This is a genomic window from Mesorhizobium sp. M0040 (genome assembly GCF_040323505.1).
Classification (GTDB): domain Bacteria; phylum Pseudomonadota; class Alphaproteobacteria; order Rhizobiales; family Rhizobiaceae; genus Mesorhizobium.
Genome location: NZ_JAMYVA010000122.1, coordinates 1 through 1,717 on the forward strand (window position 1 = coordinate 1; position 1,717 = coordinate 1,717).

Here is a 1,717-nt window from a genome sequence, read left to right on the forward strand (position 1 = left end):
GGACGAACGAGAATCGACAGAAAGGACGACAGCCTTGCACTCACCCCCTTGACGCTCGAGCGATTAGACGACCCGCTTCGCGGGAGGGTCGCCTGGTTCTGAGATGACGCGTATTCATAGGCCTTGAGCAGGTAAAGCCTGCGATCCGACCATGGAGTTCCCTTCAACGAAAGGAACTTGCCATGGCTACCTTGTCGACCGACGCTCCGATCACGCCGCTTCGCAGCGCATGCAGCAAGACATGCTGATGCGGGGCCTGGGACCGCATACGCAGCAGGATTACGTTCGTCATGTCCGGCGCTTCGCCGCGTTCCTTGGCCGCGCGCCCGACACCGCAGCGCCCGAGGACATCCGGCGCTTCCAGCTGTATCAGCATGAGAACGGCGTCGGTCCTGCGACGATTAACGGCGCGGTCTCGGCGCTGCGGTTCCTGTTCACCGTGACGCTGAAGCGGCGCGATTTGGCGCGCGCGCTGGTGGTCACCCGGTATCCGCGCAAGCTGCCCGAGGTGCTGAGCGTCGAGGAAGCGGCGCGGCTGCTCGAAGCGGCGCCAGGCATCAAGTACAAGGCCGCGCTCGGTGTCGCCTATGGCGCCGGTCTGCGCGTGTCCGAGGTCGCGCATCTCAAGGTCGACGACATCGACTCGACACGCATGCTGATCCGCGTCGAACAGGGCAAGGGACGCAGGGACCGCAACGCCATGCTCTCGCCGCAACTGCTGGAACTGCTGCGACTGTGGTGGCGCGAAGGCAAGCGGCGCGGGGTGATGCTCCCGCATGGCTGGCTGTTCCCGGGGCGCAGTTGCATCGCGCCGATCTCATCGCGGCAACTGCATCGCGCGGTCCAGGAAGCAGCCGAAGTCGCCGGCATCCGCAAGCGCGTCAGCCCGCACACGCTGCGTCACAGCTTCGCCACCCACCTGCTTGAGCAGGATGTCGACATCCGCGTCATCCAGGTGCTGCTCGGGCACAGCAAGCTCGATACCACCGCGCTCTACACCAAGGTCTCGACCCGCACGATCCACGCGGTCGCAGGGCCGCTGGACCGGCTGATGGCGCTGATGGAAGGCAAGACGCCGTCCGGCTGAACCGGTGCGCGCCGACCTGGAGGTCGCCGATATCTTCCGTGCTGCCGGCCCCGGATACCGGGTCTCCCACGCCGGGCATCTGAGCCTGCAGCAGCTCAAGGTCATGTCGGCGATCGAACAGTGTCGCACCGCTGCATTGGGTGGTCATGTCGAAGCCTGTGCGGACTGCGGCCAATGGCGGATCGCCTATAACAGCTGCCGCAACCGGCACTGTCCCAGGTGCCAGGGCGCGGCCGCGCGTACATGGCTCGCCGAGCGCGAAGCCGACCTGCTGCCAGTCGGATACTTCCACGTCGTGTTCACGCTGCCGGCCGAGGTCGCCGAGATCGCGTTCCACAACAAGGCGCTGGTCTATGACCTGCTGTTCAAGGCGGCATCGGAGACCATGCTGACGATCGCGGCCGATCCCAGGCATCTCGGCGCGCGCATCGGCATCACCGCCGTGCTCCACACATGGGGATCGGCGATGACCCACCATCCGCATGTCCACATGATCGTGCCGGGCGGCGGCATCGCGCCGGACGGGAGCCGCTGGATATCGTCGCGCCCGGCCTTCCTGCTCCCGGTCAGAGTACTGGGCAAGTTGTTCCGCCGCCTGTTCCTCACCCGGCTGATCGCGCTGCACGACGC

At 66.1% G+C, this 1,717-nt stretch carries 1 protein-coding gene and 1 pseudogene; both read left to right on the forward strand.

The window, feature by feature from the left end; all coding sequences use genetic code 11:
• The first annotated feature begins 182 nt into the window (after window positions 1-182).
• A pseudogene (locus tag NKJ91_RS33525) lies at window positions 183-1,087 on the forward strand (tyrosine-type recombinase/integrase).
• Window positions 1,088-1,091: 4 nt separating this feature from the next.
• A partial coding sequence (locus tag NKJ91_RS33530; protein WP_502903664.1) for an IS91 family transposase occupies window positions 1,092-1,717 on the forward strand: 626 nt, incomplete at its 3' end.